Origin of the sequence: Promicromonospora sp. CA-289599 (assembly GCF_050936155.1) — a bacterium.
Lineage (GTDB): Bacteria > Actinomycetota > Actinomycetes > Actinomycetales > Cellulomonadaceae > Promicromonospora.
On sequence record NZ_JBNJNI010000001.1, the window covers coordinates 5,656,415 to 5,670,966 of the forward strand.

Annotated in this window: 16 protein-coding genes; 13 read left to right on the forward strand and 3 right to left on the reverse strand. The window is 69.0% G+C overall.

What is annotated here, in order from left to right; genetic code table 11:
• Window positions 1-37: 37 nt before the first annotated feature.
• On the reverse strand, window positions 38-2,563 hold the full coding sequence (locus ACQEVI_RS25155; protein WP_432904475.1) for a hypothetical protein: 2,526 nt from the start codon (window positions 2,561-2,563) through the stop codon (window positions 38-40).
• A gap of 515 nt (window positions 2,564-3,078) precedes the next feature.
• Window positions 3,079-3,276: a hypothetical protein gene (locus ACQEVI_RS25160; protein WP_432904461.1), complete on the reverse strand. Its 198-nt coding sequence runs from the start codon at window positions 3,274-3,276 to the stop codon at window positions 3,079-3,081.
• Window positions 3,277-3,468: 192 nt separating this feature from the next.
• On the opposite strand from ACQEVI_RS25160, the gene ACQEVI_RS25165 reads away from it, so the two are divergent.
• From ACQEVI_RS25165 to ACQEVI_RS25180, 4 genes are all read left to right on the forward strand, one after another.
• Window positions 3,469-3,978 (forward strand): hypothetical protein, encoded by a 510-nt coding sequence (locus tag ACQEVI_RS25165; RefSeq protein ID WP_432904478.1) that lies wholly within the window; start codon window positions 3,469-3,471, stop codon window positions 3,976-3,978.
• Window positions 3,979-4,060: 82 nt separating this feature from the next.
• A complete protein-coding gene (locus ACQEVI_RS25170; RefSeq protein ID WP_108494143.1) occupies window positions 4,061-4,324 on the forward strand; it encodes a phosphoribosyl-ATP diphosphatase in 264 nt (87 codons plus the stop codon).
• 56 nt (window positions 4,325-4,380) lie between these two features.
• On the forward strand, window positions 4,381-5,244 hold the full coding sequence (gene hisG / locus ACQEVI_RS25175; protein ID WP_432904482.1) for an ATP phosphoribosyltransferase: 864 nt from the start codon (window positions 4,381-4,383) through the stop codon (window positions 5,242-5,244).
• A 5-nt stretch (window positions 5,245-5,249) separates the two neighbouring features.
• Entirely contained in the window at window positions 5,250-5,738 is a 489-nt protein-coding gene (locus tag ACQEVI_RS25180) for a PH domain-containing protein (RefSeq protein ID WP_432904485.1), read from the forward strand.
• A 99-nt stretch (window positions 5,739-5,837) separates the two neighbouring features.
• On the opposite strand, the gene ACQEVI_RS25185 is transcribed toward ACQEVI_RS25180, so the two are convergent.
• Window positions 5,838-7,832 carry a DEAD/DEAH box helicase gene (locus tag ACQEVI_RS25185; protein WP_432904488.1) on the reverse strand — a complete coding sequence of 665 codons (1,995 nt, stop codon included), beginning with the start codon at window positions 7,830-7,832 and terminating at the stop codon, window positions 5,838-5,840.
• Window positions 7,833-8,206: 374 nt separating this feature from the next.
• Here ACQEVI_RS25185 and ACQEVI_RS25190 point away from each other — a divergent pair, with 374 nt between their 5' ends.
• The 9 genes from ACQEVI_RS25190 to ACQEVI_RS25230 all read left to right on the forward strand — a co-directional run bounded on the left by ACQEVI_RS25190 (window position 8,207) and on the right by ACQEVI_RS25230 (window position 14,474).
• Entirely contained in the window at window positions 8,207-8,761 is a 555-nt protein-coding gene (locus tag ACQEVI_RS25190; RefSeq protein ID WP_432906115.1) for a CDP-alcohol phosphatidyltransferase family protein, read from the forward strand.
• Window positions 8,758-9,678 carry a DUF881 domain-containing protein gene (locus tag ACQEVI_RS25195; RefSeq protein WP_432904491.1) on the forward strand — a complete coding sequence of 307 codons (921 nt, stop codon included), beginning with the start codon at window positions 8,758-8,760 and terminating at the stop codon, window positions 9,676-9,678. The genes ACQEVI_RS25190 and ACQEVI_RS25195 overlap by 4 nt, the downstream gene beginning before the upstream one ends.
• On the forward strand, window positions 9,675-10,007 hold the full coding sequence (locus ACQEVI_RS25200) for a small basic family protein (RefSeq protein ID WP_116675147.1): 333 nt from the start codon (window positions 9,675-9,677) through the stop codon (window positions 10,005-10,007). The genes ACQEVI_RS25195 and ACQEVI_RS25200 overlap by 4 nt, the downstream gene beginning before the upstream one ends.
• A gap of 2 nt (window positions 10,008-10,009) precedes the next feature.
• A complete protein-coding gene (locus ACQEVI_RS25205; RefSeq protein WP_432906118.1) occupies window positions 10,010-10,765 on the forward strand; it encodes a DUF881 domain-containing protein in 756 nt (251 codons plus the stop codon).
• A gap of 258 nt (window positions 10,766-11,023) precedes the next feature.
• Window positions 11,024-11,497, forward strand: coding sequence for an FHA domain-containing protein (locus ACQEVI_RS25210; protein ID WP_116675148.1), 474 nt, complete (start codon window positions 11,024-11,026; stop codon window positions 11,495-11,497).
• Entirely contained in the window at window positions 11,494-12,324 is an 831-nt protein-coding gene (gene ftsR / locus ACQEVI_RS25215) for a transcriptional regulator FtsR (RefSeq protein ID WP_432904495.1), read from the forward strand. The genes ACQEVI_RS25210 and ftsR overlap by 4 nt, the downstream gene beginning before the upstream one ends.
• A 133-nt stretch (window positions 12,325-12,457) precedes the next feature.
• A complete protein-coding gene (locus tag ACQEVI_RS25220; RefSeq protein ID WP_432906121.1) occupies window positions 12,458-12,967 on the forward strand; it encodes a bifunctional nuclease family protein in 510 nt (169 codons plus the stop codon).
• A 122-nt stretch (window positions 12,968-13,089) separates the two neighbouring features.
• Window positions 13,090-13,680, forward strand: coding sequence for a MerR family transcriptional regulator (locus ACQEVI_RS25225; protein ID WP_432904498.1), 591 nt, complete (start codon window positions 13,090-13,092; stop codon window positions 13,678-13,680).
• A 113-nt stretch (window positions 13,681-13,793) separates the two neighbouring features.
• Entirely contained in the window at window positions 13,794-14,474 is a 681-nt protein-coding gene (locus tag ACQEVI_RS25230; protein WP_432904501.1) for an MBL fold metallo-hydrolase, read from the forward strand.
• The last annotated feature ends 78 nt before the right edge of the window (window positions 14,475-14,552 follow it).

A 14,552-nucleotide genomic window follows, 5' to 3' on the forward strand; every position in this document is an offset into this window, starting at 1 on the left:
TGCTTCTGCCGGACCTCACGAGACAGCAAAGTCCGCCCTACTCGGGAGATTGCTGAATCCACTCAGCCGTTTCCTCCGCTCTATCGCTCAGTCCGAGACTCTCAAAGCGCGCGGAGGCGCTCTGCGCTTGATCCGTCGCCTCCATCGTCCGGTCCATTGCCCGCAATGCGCGCGCCATTAGCCACTCGACTTCGGCAAGGTAGTATTGATCTCGCAACTCCTCGCAGTTCTGACGAACTCCAACCAGTTCCTGGAACACTGTTGCCGGCGCGCGCGAAGAGGTCTCAGCAAGATCCAGGTCAGCAAGCTGAAGTTGGATCACCACATTTGCCCTGCGGAACCCGTGGGCCTGCGCGTGCTCAGCGGCCTTCTTGAGTTCCTTACGCGCAGCGCTCGCCCGTCCGTCGTGGCGCTGAACGATACATCGCGCGAACCAACGCAGATTTGCACTGTAGTCAGCCGGGCCGAGCGTCTCGGGGGAGCGGAGATTTTCAAGCCAGAGCTGTTCCGAAGCGTCGCATTCGGATCGTGCATGGTGGTAGAGGGCCCGAGCGTGGCGAAGTTCCGCTAGCGCGCGCGGGCTCAGTTCGGTCGCCGCAGATGTGACCAGTTCCTGCAGCCTTGGTAGGCGTCGCTCAACCTCTGCCACGTTGTGCTGTTTGGCAGCGATGTTGATGTGGTAAACAAGTGCGTCGAATTCCTCGACGGCATCAGCCAGGCGCCGGGCGGCCTCTGCTCGCATGAGATTCACATTGGGCGTAGCAGACCAAAGTCCGCGAACGTAGTAGTAGTATCGAACCTCTCGGCAGAGCTCGATAACAATTTCATCCAAACCGCGCCTATCGGCCTCGATGATCGCGTATTCGACTGCACTCCGCACACCGGGTGCGTCGAGGGCCCGTAACCGAGACACGTCGTCCGGACAGAAACCAACAGTATTGGCGATCCGTAGTGCTTCACCCATCCATCTGCCGACCAGGTCTTCGTCCGCCCCTTGCTCGACCGCTGCCCGTGCGCGCCGCGCCGCCAAGCCGTCGAGACTGTATGACAGCGAGAACGCACGAAGCTGCGGGCTCGCGAACCTCGCATCCTGCAGTTCAGTCATGGCCCTCTCGAAGCGGGCTTCTGGCATGCCCGTGACTGCAATTACTGATGTGTGTTCAGCACCGTCCGGGAATAGCGACAGGGCCCTGAGAAGCAACTGTCCATCGTCCGACAGTGCGCTCCACGATTCGCGGAGCAGATCTAAGTCAGGATCGGCTGAATTTCGGATGTCCTTCAGAATCACCTCCACCGGTCTCCTCCTGAGCAAACCCACGGCGCGCTCTAGGAGTTTGAAGTTGCCGTCAGCAGCTTCCCATAATGTCATCAACTCCGGACTTCCCGCGGTGATACCGGAAAGTGCACGTTGCCGGAGTAACCGCTCGAAAAAGGCTGGCGCAACCGAGTCGTCAGGTCGCTCTACATCGACCTCCACCATGAAGTGTCCCATTCCGCGTGGGGCGATTGTCGACGTCAACATGACCTTGCTCGGGCTCGGAACCAACCGAATCCAGTGCCCAACGTCGGGATCTGTGATCGTCTCGAAATTGTTCAATACGAGAAGCGTTGGAACCTGCGCAAGTAGCGCGAGCGTCCGCTCTGAGCCGACGTCCACGTCCCCACGGGCAAGAGTCGGGTCGTTCAACGTCACCGAGATTGCCTCGAACAGCGAGTCGAGCGTCGTCGTCCCGGGGATCTCTTCGTCAGACACCCAAACGACGGCGCGGAAGAGTTGCCCTTTGCCGACCTGTTCTAGTGCGACCCGGTGGGCCAAGGTGGTCTTCCCTCGCCCGCTCACCCCTACGAGACATACCACCGGCTGAGTGCTTTCTAGGCACTCGATCAGTTGCGACCGTAGGGGTGGGCGATCAATAAAGTCTCCGTACCAGGGTGCGGGAATGTTCGACAGCGCCATCACCCCGGCTGGGCCAGGCAAGGTAGGCAAGACGGCGACATTGGCTCCTGTCAGGCCGCCCAAGGGTCCACTGACGCCCTCCCGTCCAGGCGACTCGGTGCCCGTGCGATTTGCCTTCGTCGCGTTAATTGCAGCGCGCACAGAGTCGGCGCGGAACGGGATCTGCTTGTTCACCGCCTTCTTCTTCAACCGAGGATCACGCGCCCGAGTCGTAATCCAAGCAGTCACGGAGGCGGGAATGCGGGCGCCGAAGGCCAGCTCGTCAAGCTTGTACACAGTCTCTTGATCGAAGAAGTTCCGCGCTTTGGGGCCTTCTTTGAAGCGCGGGTCAGTCTTCTGTTCTGTGATCCAGTCGATGTCATACGACTGGAACAGGCCCATGCGCAGGAACCAGTAGGCGTGCTGATGACCTGGACAGTCGCCGTAGTCGAGCGTGCGCTCGCGCCCCCCGTCGGTCCACACGTGGTACGACTGTGCTCCGACCCTTAGCTCCACCTCCTCCATCGAGCCCTGCCCCGCCTCGGGGGCGTAAGCGCCGATCGCCCACGACACAAGTTCACGAAAGGAGGTGAGGGCGCGGACCTCCTCTGGCGGCACGAACTCCATGCCATAGAGCATGCCAGTCGGGAGGCTGCTCGTGCGCGTGTCGCCAGCACGCAACGCCCACTAACCCAGCCGCTAACCCTCGCTCACTCACAGCAGATGTTCTGGGCAGATGTTCTTGGACGTGGGGGGCCACCGACTGCAGGACTCGTCGCTTGTGTGGAACAAGGCGCAGCGTTGGTGGTCTGAAGCTACTCCGGGGCTTGATGCCCTCGGAGAGGAGCCGAGGACGGCGTACCCAGAGGCGGCTCCTGAGCTCAGCCAGACGGTGCGCTCGTTGGCACGCTATCCGCCAGGTGCAGTACCTACGACCTGGAAGTTCTGCGCCGCCGCATTAGCTAGGTCGTGTTTCCTGTGTGGCGTGACCAGATGAGGCAGGCGGACAGGATGGTCGCGGCGCGGTAGGTGAGGGCGAGCTTGTTGTGGCGGGTGGCCAGGCCGCACCTTTGCTTGATCAGAGCGAAGGAGCGTTTCACGATGTCGCGCTGACTATAGAGCTCGACGTCCAGATCCGTTGGTCACCCGCCGGCCGAGCCCTTGCGCTTGCGGGCAGCGGCTGTCGTTCTTCTCGGGATCACGGTCTTGATGCCCCAGCCGCGCGGGTGCTTACGGACCAGGGCTGGTGGCATAGGCCCGGTCCGCGAGCACAGCCTCGGGGCGGGTACACGGTCGTCCTGGCCCGGTGCGCGGATGTCGGCCAGGACCTCGACCAACATCGCAAGGTGCTGCTACGTGATCCGACTCTCACCCTAGCGCCCTAGCCGCATGTTAATAGTGTGCCAAGCGGACTAGAAGCACCCAACCTCCAGAAAAAAGTTCACCAACAGCCAAAAGGACAGGCGGACAGGCCACACTGACCAGGTACGACACCTTCATGGCCCTGGCGGGCGGCTTCGGCAGCACTGACGGTGGCGGCGCTCTCGGGTTGGCTCACCGATTGCGCCGCCGTCGGCACCACGACGCCGGCAACGAGCGGCGAGGCGTGTGTCGACTGGGTGATCTTCGAGTCGCCTGACGAAGCGGCCGCCGACGCGGGCGCCGTGCTGCGGGGGAGCGTCGTCGAACGGGAGGGCGCCGCGCCGCCCTTCAGCGTTGAGGCGCACCGCTGGCTGTTCGACGTCGAGGAGGTGCTCGAACGGCCGGAGCCGCCCGGCGGTGTGGAGCCATCGCCGGAGGTGGAGGTCGCGCCGGGGGAGCGGGTGGCCGTCGTGTCGACGCCGGAGACGTGCCGCGAAGGCGGCCTGTACCCCGGGGGTGACCCGCTGGACCCTGCGACGGGCCTGGCGGCCGCGGACGGTTCGGTGATCGTGCTGCTGTCCGAGGGTGACGGTCAGGGCGGCGGGGGAGAGCTCCACCTGATCACGCCGGTCCAGGGAGTGCTCACGCCCGACGAGGACGGCTCGCGGCTGGCCGGGTGAGTGGCTGGTGCCATAGCCGGAACACGGCCAGAACGTGGGACGGCGGAGGGTGGTGCCCCCGTCGCCCGACTAGGCTGAGCCCGTGAAGACCTTCGAGACCCTGTTCGCCGAGCTGACCGAGAAGGCCGAGACCCGTCCAGCGGGATCCGGCACCGTGGCCCAGCTGGACGCCGGCGTCCATGCGATCGGCAAGAAGGTGGTGGAGGAGGCCGCCGAGGTGTGGATGGCGGCCGAGTACCAGTCGGACAGCGAGACCGCTGAGGAGATCTCCCAGCTCCTGTACCACCTGCAGGTCCTGATGGTTGCCAAGGGACTGACCCTCGAGGACGTGTACACGCATCTGTAGCGAGACCTCGTGTCTCGCGCCCAGATCCGTCGTACACCCAGAGAGGAACCAACCACATGCTGCGCATCGCCGTCCCCAACAAGGGTGCCCTGTCCGGCCCCGCTTCCGAGATGCTGCGCGAGGCGGGCTATCGCCAGCGCCGCGACACCCGTGAGCTCGTGCTCGCCGACCCCGAGAACGACGTCGAGTTCTTCTTCCTGCGCCCGCGCGACGTCGCGGTCTACGTGGGCACCGGAACGGTCGACGTCGGCATCACCGGCCGTGACCTGATGCTCGACTCGGGCGCGGACGCCGTCGAGCACCTGGGCCTCGGGTTCGCCCGGTCCACGTTCCGTTACGCGGCCCCCGCGGGCCCGGGCGAGGCCGACCCCGTGACCTCCGTCAGCCAGATCGCCGGGCGGCGCGTGGCGTCGTCGTACACCACGCTCGTGGCCCAGCACCTGGCGAAGCAGGGCGTCGAGCCCGCCGCGATCGTGCACCTGGACGGCGCCGTGGAGTCGAGCGTGCGGCTCGGCGTCGCCGACGTCATCGCCGACGTGGTCGAGACCGGCACGACGCTGCGGGCCGCGGGCCTCGAGGTGTTCGGCGAACCGATCCTGCGCTCCGAGGCAGTGCTCATCCGGCAGTCCGACGCCGAGCCGCCCGCAGGCCTCGGCATCCTGACCCGCCGCCTGGAGGGCGTGATCACCGCCCGTGAGTACGTGCTCATGGACTACGTGGTCCCCGCGTCGCGGCTGGAGGAGGCGGTGGCGATCACCCCGGGCAAGGAGTCCCCGACCGTCTCGGCGCAGCACCACAGCGATGCCTGCGCCGTGCGCGTCATGGTCCCGCGCCGGGAGACCAACCGGATCATGGACGCCCTGTACGACGTCGGGGCGCGTGCCGTCATCGTGACGTCGATCCACGCCTCGCGGCTGTAGACCTCATGGGTGCGGGGGCGGACACAGGTCAGGGAGCAGGGGGCAGCGCCCCTCGCGGTGACCGCTTCCGCACCTTCCGGGGTCGCTTCGGCACGCCGTCGGCGTACGGTCTGGCGATCCTGGCCGGGGGCGGCTGCACGTTCGTCGCGCTGGCGTCGAGCACCGCGGACACCGTCAACCGCGTGGCGATGATCGTCTTCGGGCTGGTGGGCGCCGTGATCGCGTGGCGGTTCGGCGCCGTGCGTGCCGTCCCGGACCCGGGCGGCCTCACCGTGGTCAACTACGCCACGAGCCGCCGGCTCGACTGGGCCGAGATAGTGACCGTGCGGTTCGGGCCGAACGACCCGTGGGTGCACCTCGACCTGGCCGACGGCGACGTGCTCGCCGTGATGGGCATCCAGCGGGCGGACGGCGAGCACGGCATGGCCGAGGCGCGCCGCCTGGTGGCGCTCATCGCGGAGCTGGGCGAGGCCGCGGAGCCCGACCGCCCGTAGCGGGTCACCCGGCCGGACGACAAAGAACGGCGGTCGTGCTTACCGAGATCAGGTCTCGGTAGGCACGACCGCCGTCGTCATACGACTGCGTTCACCGCGTCAGCGGCTGGTGCGCGCGTCCCAGTGCGGGGTGGTGCGGGCACGGGGGCCACGCTCGCCGTCGGGACGGCGGTGGTCGCCACCGCTCCGGGGCGCGCGGTCACGGTCGCCGCCGGTGCGCGCGGGGCCGCGGTCGAGCGTGATGCGGAGCGGCTTGCCGGCAACGCGAGCCCGGCCCAGACGGTCCAGCGCCTCGGTGTCCAGCGGGGCGATGATGTCCACCAGCGAGAAGCTGCCGAAGATGTCGATCTTGCCGACGTCGGCGCCGGTGATGCCACCCTCGCCCGTCAGCGCGCCGACGATCCCGCCCGGCTGCACGCCGTGCGTGTGCCCGACGGCGATGCGGTAGCGCGTGCCCCGGGCCGGACGGCGGATGCCGCGGTCACCCTCGGACCGGCCGCGCGGAGCGCCACGGTCACCGGACCGGTCGTGCCGGTCACCGTCGCGCGTGGTGCGCCTGGCGGCCGCCGACCTGGCCTCGGCCTGCTCGCGCTCGTACTCCTCCTGCTCGGCGCGGGCACGGGGGCCGTCGTCGCCGACCGCGAGCGCCGCCATGGCGGCTGCGATCTCGATGGGGTCGGTGCCGGTCTCGTCCGCGTAGGTGCGGATGAGGTCGGTGTACATCTCGAGGCGTCCGGCTTCGCGGCGGGCCGCGACCTTGCCGATTGCGCGCTTGACCTGGTGGGCCGAGACGTCGCGGGGGGAGGGGATGGCGACCTCTTCGAGCGAGGCGCGGATGGTGCGCTCGATGCTGCGGAGCTTGCCGCGCTCGTGGGGGGTGACGAAGGTGAGTGCTTCGCCGGTGCGTCCGGCGCGGCCGGTGCGGCCGATGCGGTGGACGTAGGCCTCGGGCTCGCCGGGGACGTCGAAGTTGACGACGAGGCCGATGCGGTCGACGTCGAGGCCGCGGGCTGCGACGTCGGTGGCGACGAGGACGTCGAGGGCGCCGGAGCGGAGTCGCTCGACGATCTTCTCGCGTTCCTTCTGGGCGACGTCACCGGAGATGGTGGCGGCGGAGATGCCCTTCTCGATGAGGGCGGAGCCGACGTCTTCTGCTGCGCCGCGGGTGCGGGTGAAGACGATGGCGGCGTCGGCGTCGGAGGTGGCGAGGACGCGGGCGAGGGAGCCGACCTTGTGGCGGAAGGGCACGACGGCGTAGGTCTGGCGCACCGCGGTGACGGTGGAGGCCTGCCGGGTGACGGCGATCTGCACGGGGTCGGTCATGTGGTGGTCGGCGACCTTGCGGATGGCCGGCGGCATGGTCGCGGAGAAGAGGGCGACCTGGCGCTTGGTGGGTGCCTGGCCGAAGATCTCTTCGACGTCCTCGGCGAAGCCCATGCGGAGCATCTCGTCGGCCTCGTCGAGGACGAGGAAGCGGATGTCGTCGAGCTTGAGGGCGCCGCGGTCGAGGTGGTCCTTGATGCGGCCGGGGGTGCCGACGACGACGTGGACGCCGTCGCGCAGGGCGCGCTGCTGGGGGATGTAGGGGGCGCCGCCGTAGACGGGCAGGACGCGGACGTCGTCGAGCTCGGTCGCGAAGGACTCGATGGCGTCGGCGACCTGCATGGCGAGCTCGCGGGTGGGGGCCAGGACGAGGGCCTGGACCTTGCGGAGCTTGGGGTCGATGGCGGCGAGCAGCGGGAGGCCGAACGCGGCGGTCTTGCCGGTGCCGGTCTGGGCGACGCCGGTGATGTCGCGGCCGGAGAGGAGCTCGGGGATGGCGCGTGCCTGGATGGCGGACGGCGTGACGAAGCCGAGCTTGTCGACGGCTGCCATGAGCTGCGCGGGGAGGCCGAGGCTCGCGAAGGTCGGGCCGGTGGGCTCGGGTTCCGGGGCGGGGGCCGTGGTCTCCGGGGTGGTGTCCTCGGAGGTCGTGTCCTTGGTGGTGACTGCCTCGGGGGCCGTCTGGTCGCCGGTGTCGGCGGTGGCCTGCGCATTGTCCTGCTGGATGTCCTGCTCAGCAGGCGCGATCAGGTCATGGGTGTCGATAGACATGCAGTGATGCACCGTTCGTCGTCGCGGGCGGAGTCAGGGCCGAGGTGAGGGCCCTCGCGTCGCTCGCTCCCGAAACACCTTCCCCGCAGCCGAGGCTGCGGGCCTGTCTCGCACGTTTTGTGCACACACGGGAAGACGACGAACTCCAAGGGGATGTGGCACCACCCTATCGGGTGCTGGGGCCTTCGGCACAGAGCGGGGGAGCGTGACGTGCAGCACGCGGGTGATGTTGTGCGTGGTGAGGGGCGTTGTCGGACGGTCGGACGGCGCGCCGGTGCGGATACGCAACGCTTACGCAGCGCTCTCCCCGTAGTATTGCGACCGAGACGAAACCGGCGTGAGCGAGGGCGGTGAGCGTGTCCACTGGGGCGGAGATGAGCTCCCGGGTCCTGACCGTGCCCAACATGATCAGCCTGGTGCGGCTGGCGCTCGTGCCGGTCTTCGCGGTGCTGATCGTCGTGGGCGAGGACGGCTGGGCGCTGTTGGTGCTCGCTGTCTCGGGTGCCTCGGACTGGCTCGACGGTGTGCTTGCCCGTCGCCTGAACCAGGTCACCCGGCTCGGGCAGATGCTTGACCCGTTCGCAGACCGGCTCTTCATCTTCGTGACGCTGATCGGTCTGGCGTGGCGTGAGGTGGTTCCCCTGTGGCTGGTGCTGGCGATCGTGGCGCGGGACGTGCTGCTCGCGCTGACGGTGCCGGTCCTGGCCCGCCTGGGCTACGGGACGCTCGAGGTGACGCTGGTCGGCAAGGTCGCGACGTTCGCCCTGCTCTACGCGTTCCCGCTGCTGCTCCTGGCCGCGGTACCCGGCTGGCTGGGCACCGCGGCGCACGTGGTCGGCTGGGCCTTCACCTGGTGGGGAGTCGGCCTGTACTGGCTGGCGGGGCTGCAGTACGTGGCGCAGGTGCGGCGCCTGGCGGCCGCGGGATGACCGCTCCGCGCACCACAGCTCCGAGCACCGCTGTCGCCCGCCGGGCAGGGCGGCGTCCCGACGAGTCGATGACGCTGCTGCGCGAGGTCACGGAGCGACCCCTGGACCCGGGCTACGCGCTGATGGCACAACGGCGCGCGGAGGCGGGGGAGACGACGTCGCGTCGTGGGACGGCGAGCACGCTGGGCCTGCTCCTGGTCGCCGTGCTGCTCGGTGCCGCGACCACCGTCGCCGTCCTCGACCTGCGAGCGCCGCAGCCGTTGGCCACGAAGGGTCGTACGGTGCTCATCGAGCAGATCCAGGAGCGCAGCGCCGAGGTGGAGTCGCTGTCGCGGCGTTCCGCGGAGCTCAGCTCGGAGGTGGACGGGCTGCAGGGTGCCGCGTTGTTGCCGTCGGCGCTGGTGGAGATCAACGAGCTGGACCGGTGGGTGAACGGTGCGGTGCCGGTGCGGGGTCCTGGTGTGGTGGTGAGGCTGACGGACGGCGCGGGTGGTGGGCTGGTGGATCCGGGTGACGCGCCCGCGGAGTCCCGGGTGCGGGACGCGGACGTGCAGTTCGTCGTCAACGAGCTGTGGGCGGCCGGCGCGGAGGCGATCGCGGTGAACGATCAGCGGCTGACGTCGTTGTCGGCGATCCGGAACGCGGGTGACGCGATCCTGGTGGATCTGCAGCCGTTGAACGGTCCCGTGTACACGGTCGAGGCGGTGGGTGACCCGGAGGACATGCAGGTCGAGTTCGCGCGTTCGGCGGGTCTGGGGTTTCTGCAGCTGCTGAGCGCGGAGTACGGCATCGAGCACGAGGTGACGGCGAGCGAGGGGATGTACCTGCCGGGTGCGGGTGCCCCGACGTTGCGGTACGCGCAGACAGCGCAGTCAATGCAGTCAATGCAGGACCGATCAGTGGAGGACAACGGATGATCGCGATCGTCGGGCTCGTGATCGGGGTGGTCGCCGGTCTCGTGCTGCAGCCGACCGTCCCGCTGATGCTGCAGCCGTACCTGCCGATCGCGGTGGTCGCAGCCCTGGACGCCCTGTTCGGGGGTCTGCGGGCGATGCTCGACGGGCTGTTCGACGACAAGGTCTTCCTGGTCTCGTTCCTGTCGAACGTGGTGGTGGCGGCGTTCATCGTGTTCCTCGGCGACCAGCTCGGCGTGGGTGGGCAGCTGTCGACGGCGGTGGTGGTGGTGCTGGGTATCCGGATCTTCTCGAACGCCGCCTCCATCCGCCGGCACATCTTCAAGGCGTGAGCATGGGCGACGAGCGCGACAGGACCGAGCCCGACCCGTCGGTGTCGGGCTGGAAGCGTCTGATGCGGCTGCTGCGACCCCGTGGCACGCGTTCCGAGGTGCTCACCGGCCTGCTGTGCCTGGCGCTGGGCTTCGCGCTGGCCGTCCAGGTGGGGCAGTCGACGGGGGACCAGCTCAGCAGCCTGCGCCAGGACGAGCTCGTGCGGCTCCTGGACGAGGTGACGCAGCGCGCCGACCAGCTCGACGCGCAGGTCGCGGACCTGGAGGGCATCCGGGACGACCTGCGCTCGGAGGACGGACGCGACCAGGCGGCCCGTGACCTCGCGCGGCAGCGCGCCGAGCAGGAGGGGATCCTCTCGGGCCGGCTTCCCGCCCACGGTCCGGGCGTGCAGGTCCACGTCGCCGACGGCGACCGGCCGCTGGAGGCGCAGGTCCTGTTCAACCTTCTCGAGGAGCTGCGCAACGCCGGTGCGGAGGCGATCGAGGTCAACGGGGTACGGCTGGTCACCACCAGCTACTTCGTCGACTCCGGTGGCGGGGTCGTGCTCGACGGCGCCGCCGTCGCGTCCCCGTACGAGTGGACCGCGATCGGCAACGCCGAGACGATCGACCGCGCCCTCGAGATTCCCGGCGGCGCCCTGCCCCGGATCCGGGAGGCGGGCGGCGAGGCGACCACCACGGTCTCCGCCCAGGTCAGCGTCGAAGCCGTGCGCATACCCGGCGAGCCCGAGCACGCCGAGCCGACCCAGGAGAAGTGACTGGGGAAGTGACTCGCGCCACGTTTGCGCCGGTTCCTGGCGCAGATCACCGGAACATCGGGCCGAGCTGTGAAAACTGGCATGCGGAACGGCCGTGACCTGGGTAGTTTTATCCGGGTTGGTTCCCTTCTATGGTTCCCGCCCCGATCCCGATCGAGGTAGGTTGAGTGGAACCCGGACGCGGTCCCGACCGTTGTCCGAACGTAGCGCCCCGCCTTGTGACCAACGCAGTATCCCCACCGCACCCGAGGAGACCTGATGACGGACCCCAGCGCCCATCCGGTCGGGCCCGATACCACGGCCAACCTGGGTCGGATCGCGTTCCCGACCTCAGACGAGCAGGCGCCCCGCACGGCGCTCAGCCCCGAGGAGGCCGCCGCCGTCGCCGCCCTGCCGCGGCACTCCGCGCTGCTGATCGTGCAGCGCGGTCCCGGATTCGGCGCCCGCTTCCTCCTGGACACCGGCCGCAGCGTCGCCGGCCGCAGCGAGCAGGCCGACATCTTCCTCGACGACGTCACGGTCTCCCGCAAGCACGCCGAGTTCGTCCGCGAGGGCGACTCGTTCGTCGTGCGCGACATCGGCTCCCTGAACGGCACCTACGTCAACCGCGGTCGCATCGACGCCGCCACGCTGGTCACCGGCGACGAGGTGCAGATCGGCAAGTTCCGCCTCACCTTCCACGCCAGCCCGCAGTCGCCGGCGCAGTGGGGCGCGGGGACGCCCGCCCCGTGACAGCCGGAGCCGCGCGCGACCATCGTGGGGTCCACGGCGGCACCGAACCGCGTCATGACCGTGCCCACGAGCGCGGCCGTGACCACGAGCAGGACGCCGAGCAGGGCCCGCAGCACGGTGCCGCGCAGGACGACCTCGACGCGCCCTGGCCCCGCGGGATCTCCCGCCAGGCCACCATGCGCATCAGCGACGTCCTGCGCGCCCTCGGCCAGGAGTTCCCGTCCGTATCGCACTCCAAGCTCCGCTTCCTCGAGGAACAGGGCCTGATCGAGCCGGTGCGCACGCCGTCGGGCTACCGCCAGTACAGCCAGGCCGACGTCGAACGCCTGCGCTTCGTCCTCACCGAGCAGCGCGACAGCTACATGCCGCTGAAGGTGATCAAGGAACGCCTCGCCGCGATGGACGCCGACCCCGACTCGGCCGAGCACCCCGCGCCCCGACTCGCCGGCACGGGCTCACCCGCCCGGCGCCGCTGGAGCGCGCAGGCCGTGGCCGACGCAGCCGGCGTCACCGAGGAGTTCGTGCAGAACCTCGCCCAGGCAGGGCTCCTGCCCGCGTCGGGCGGCACGTTCGGCTCGGGCGCCGTCGAGGTGGCCCGTATCGCAGGGGCACTGGCCGAGTTCGGCATCGAACCACGCCACCTGCGTTCCTACCGCACCGCCGCCGACCGGCAGGTAACGCTCGTGGACCAGGTCGTCGCACCCCTGCGCAGCCAGCACGCCAGCGCGGCCCGCGGTCGCGCCGCGAGCATGGCCAGCGACATGGGCGAACTGTTCACCCGCTTGCACGCCGCATGGGTCCGACAGGGTATCGACGACCTCGGCTGAGCCGTGACCGCCACAATTATTCACCCACCATTGCCTCCGGGCGACCGGTCCGTGACCAGAAATTTGTCCCGAGCGCGCGACGAGTGACGGTCAATGGCCGTACGGTGAAAGCGTGAGGCCGGACGACGTGCCGATGGTCCCCGTGGAGATCCTCGGCGTTCGACAGCAGCAGCGCGATCAGGAGATCGTCGTGCTGCTGCTCGACAGCGCCGCTGACCTGGCCATCCCCATCGTCATCGGAGCACGCGAGGCCAGCGCCATCGCGATGGCACAGGCCGGGCTCGCCACACCCCGCCCCATGACGCACGACCTGCTGCGCGACGTGCTCGGCGCAGTGGGCGTCGCGCTCGAACGAGTGGACATCGTCGCCCTGGAAGGCGGGATCTATTTCGCCGAGCTCGTCCTGAGCAACGGCGTCCACCTCGACTCCCGGGCCTCCGACGCGATAGCGCTGGCCGTCCGCACCGGCAGCCCCGTCCTGTGCTCCGCCGAGATCGTCGCACTGGCCGGCGTGGAGATCGTCGACGTCGACCAGCAGGCCGAGGTCGAACGGTTCCGCGACTTCCTGGACCACGTCACGCCCGAAGACTTCCTGGGGCCGCCAGGAGGTGGAGCCCAAGGCGGCAGTGGCCGAACCGGGTGAAACGGGATCAATCTGGTGGGTGAAAACCCACCAACTCGCGACACGCCGAACCTTTCACGGCGCGCATCTTTGAAATCACCTTCGACGCGCCTTAGCGTGGCCATGACACCCCAGGAGGCACAGTGAACACCAGCGGTGAGAGAGCCACACGCGCTACGGTCCCGCACGGCGCGCAGGGCCTCCTCTTCGGTGAGGACCTGACGGAGCAGGACGCCACGACGGGCTACCGCGGAACCACGGCATGCCACATCGCCGGCATCACGTACCGGCAGCTCGACTACTGGGCCCGTACCGGCCTCGTCGAGCCGAGCATCAAGCCGGCCACCGGCTCCGGCACGCACCGGCTGTACAGCTTCCGCGACATCCTCGTGCTCAAGGTTGTCAAGCGACTCCTCGACACAGGCGTCTCCCTGCAGCAGATCCGCACCGCCGTCACCGCACTGCGCGAACGCGGCGTGGACGACCTGGCGCAGATCACGCTGATGTCCGACGGCGCGAGCGTGTACGAGTGCACCTCGCCCGACGAGGTGGTCGATCTCGTCGCCGGCGGTCAGGGCGTGTTCGGCATCGCGGTCGGACGGGTGTGGCGCGAGATCGAGGGCACCCTGGCCCAGATGCCGACCGAGACCCTCGACCAGGGCGAGACAGGCGAGGTCGCCACGGTCGAGGGTGACGAGCTCGCGCAACGCCGAGCAGCCAGGTCCGCCGTCTGACAACCGCCTCCACACCGAACGACATATCGAACGACTCAGCCGTCTGGCACGGGGCGCCACGCACCCCGACCAGGCGGTCTGCCGTATCCAGGGGTCGGGCGTAGCCTGCGAGCATGCAGCTCATCTTCCACGGGCACGCGTGCGTCTCCCTCGCTCTGCCGGACGGCGGCGACACCCTCGTGATCGACCCCGGCGCCTACAGCGACACCGCCACCGCGCTCACGGGCGCCGCTGCAGTGCTCATCACTCACGACCACTTCGACCATATGGACCTGGAAGCGGTGCTCAAACACCTCGAGTGCTCCACCGACACCCACGTGTGGGGCCCAGCCTCCGCGCTCGAGGACCTGACCTCCGGCGGCGCGCCCACGGAACGCCTGCACGAGGTCGCACCGGGCGACGTCCTGGAGATCGTCGGCACCCAGGTCACTGTCGGCGGGGGAGCCCATGCCGAGATCCACCCCGAGGTCCCGCAGCTCGCTATGAACGTGACCTACCTTGTCGAAGTCGACGGAGGCCGCATTTACCACCCAGGCGATTCGTACGAGGCACCGGCTACGGTGCCCGATGGCGGGCTCGACGTGCTGCTGGTCCCGGTGTCGGGGCCCTGGACGAAGCTGGCCGAGGCCATGGACTTCGCGCGCTCCGTCCCCGCCGGCGCCGTCGTGCCGATCCACGACGCCCTGCTGTCCGAGATCGGGCACACGCTCACCGGTCGGTGGCTGGACACCGCGCGGCTGGGCGGGAAGTACACGTACTCGCGACTCCAGGTCGGGGAGTCCACGGCCGTGTGACGCGGCCCGGCTCGTCCGGAGCTCGAGGGCGCCTCGGACGAGGCCCCATGTCTGGCTTGTGGGGTTTGCGGCATGTGG

Coding starts and splice junctions, on each gene's coding strand:
- ACQEVI_RS25155 (WP_432904475.1), bottom strand. CDS start 2,563: ATGGAGTTCGTGCCGCCAGAGGAGGTCCGCGCCCTCACCTCCTTTCGT.
- ACQEVI_RS25160 (WP_432904461.1), bottom strand. CDS start 3,276: ATGTTGGTCGAGGTCCTGGCCGACATCCGCGCACCGGGCCAGGACGAC.
- hisG (WP_432904482.1), top strand. CDS start 4,381: ATGCTGCGCATCGCCGTCCCCAACAAGGGTGCCCTGTCCGGCCCCGCT.
- ACQEVI_RS25180 (WP_432904485.1), top strand. CDS start 5,250: ATGGGTGCGGGGGCGGACACAGGTCAGGGAGCAGGGGGCAGCGCCCCT.
- ACQEVI_RS25185 (WP_432904488.1), bottom strand. CDS start 7,832: ATGTCTATCGACACCCATGACCTGATCGCGCCTGCTGAGCAGGACATC.
- ACQEVI_RS25190 (WP_432906115.1), top strand. CDS start 8,207: ATGAGCTCCCGGGTCCTGACCGTGCCCAACATGATCAGCCTGGTGCGG.
- ACQEVI_RS25195 (WP_432904491.1), top strand. CDS start 8,758: ATGACCGCTCCGCGCACCACAGCTCCGAGCACCGCTGTCGCCCGCCGG.
- ACQEVI_RS25200 (WP_116675147.1), top strand. CDS start 9,675: ATGATCGCGATCGTCGGGCTCGTGATCGGGGTGGTCGCCGGTCTCGTG.
- ACQEVI_RS25205 (WP_432906118.1), top strand. CDS start 10,010: ATGGGCGACGAGCGCGACAGGACCGAGCCCGACCCGTCGGTGTCGGGC.
- ACQEVI_RS25210 (WP_116675148.1), top strand. CDS start 11,024: ATGACGGACCCCAGCGCCCATCCGGTCGGGCCCGATACCACGGCCAAC.
- ACQEVI_RS25220 (WP_432906121.1), top strand. CDS start 12,458: ATGGTCCCCGTGGAGATCCTCGGCGTTCGACAGCAGCAGCGCGATCAG.
- ACQEVI_RS25230 (WP_432904501.1), top strand. CDS start 13,794: ATGCAGCTCATCTTCCACGGGCACGCGTGCGTCTCCCTCGCTCTGCCG.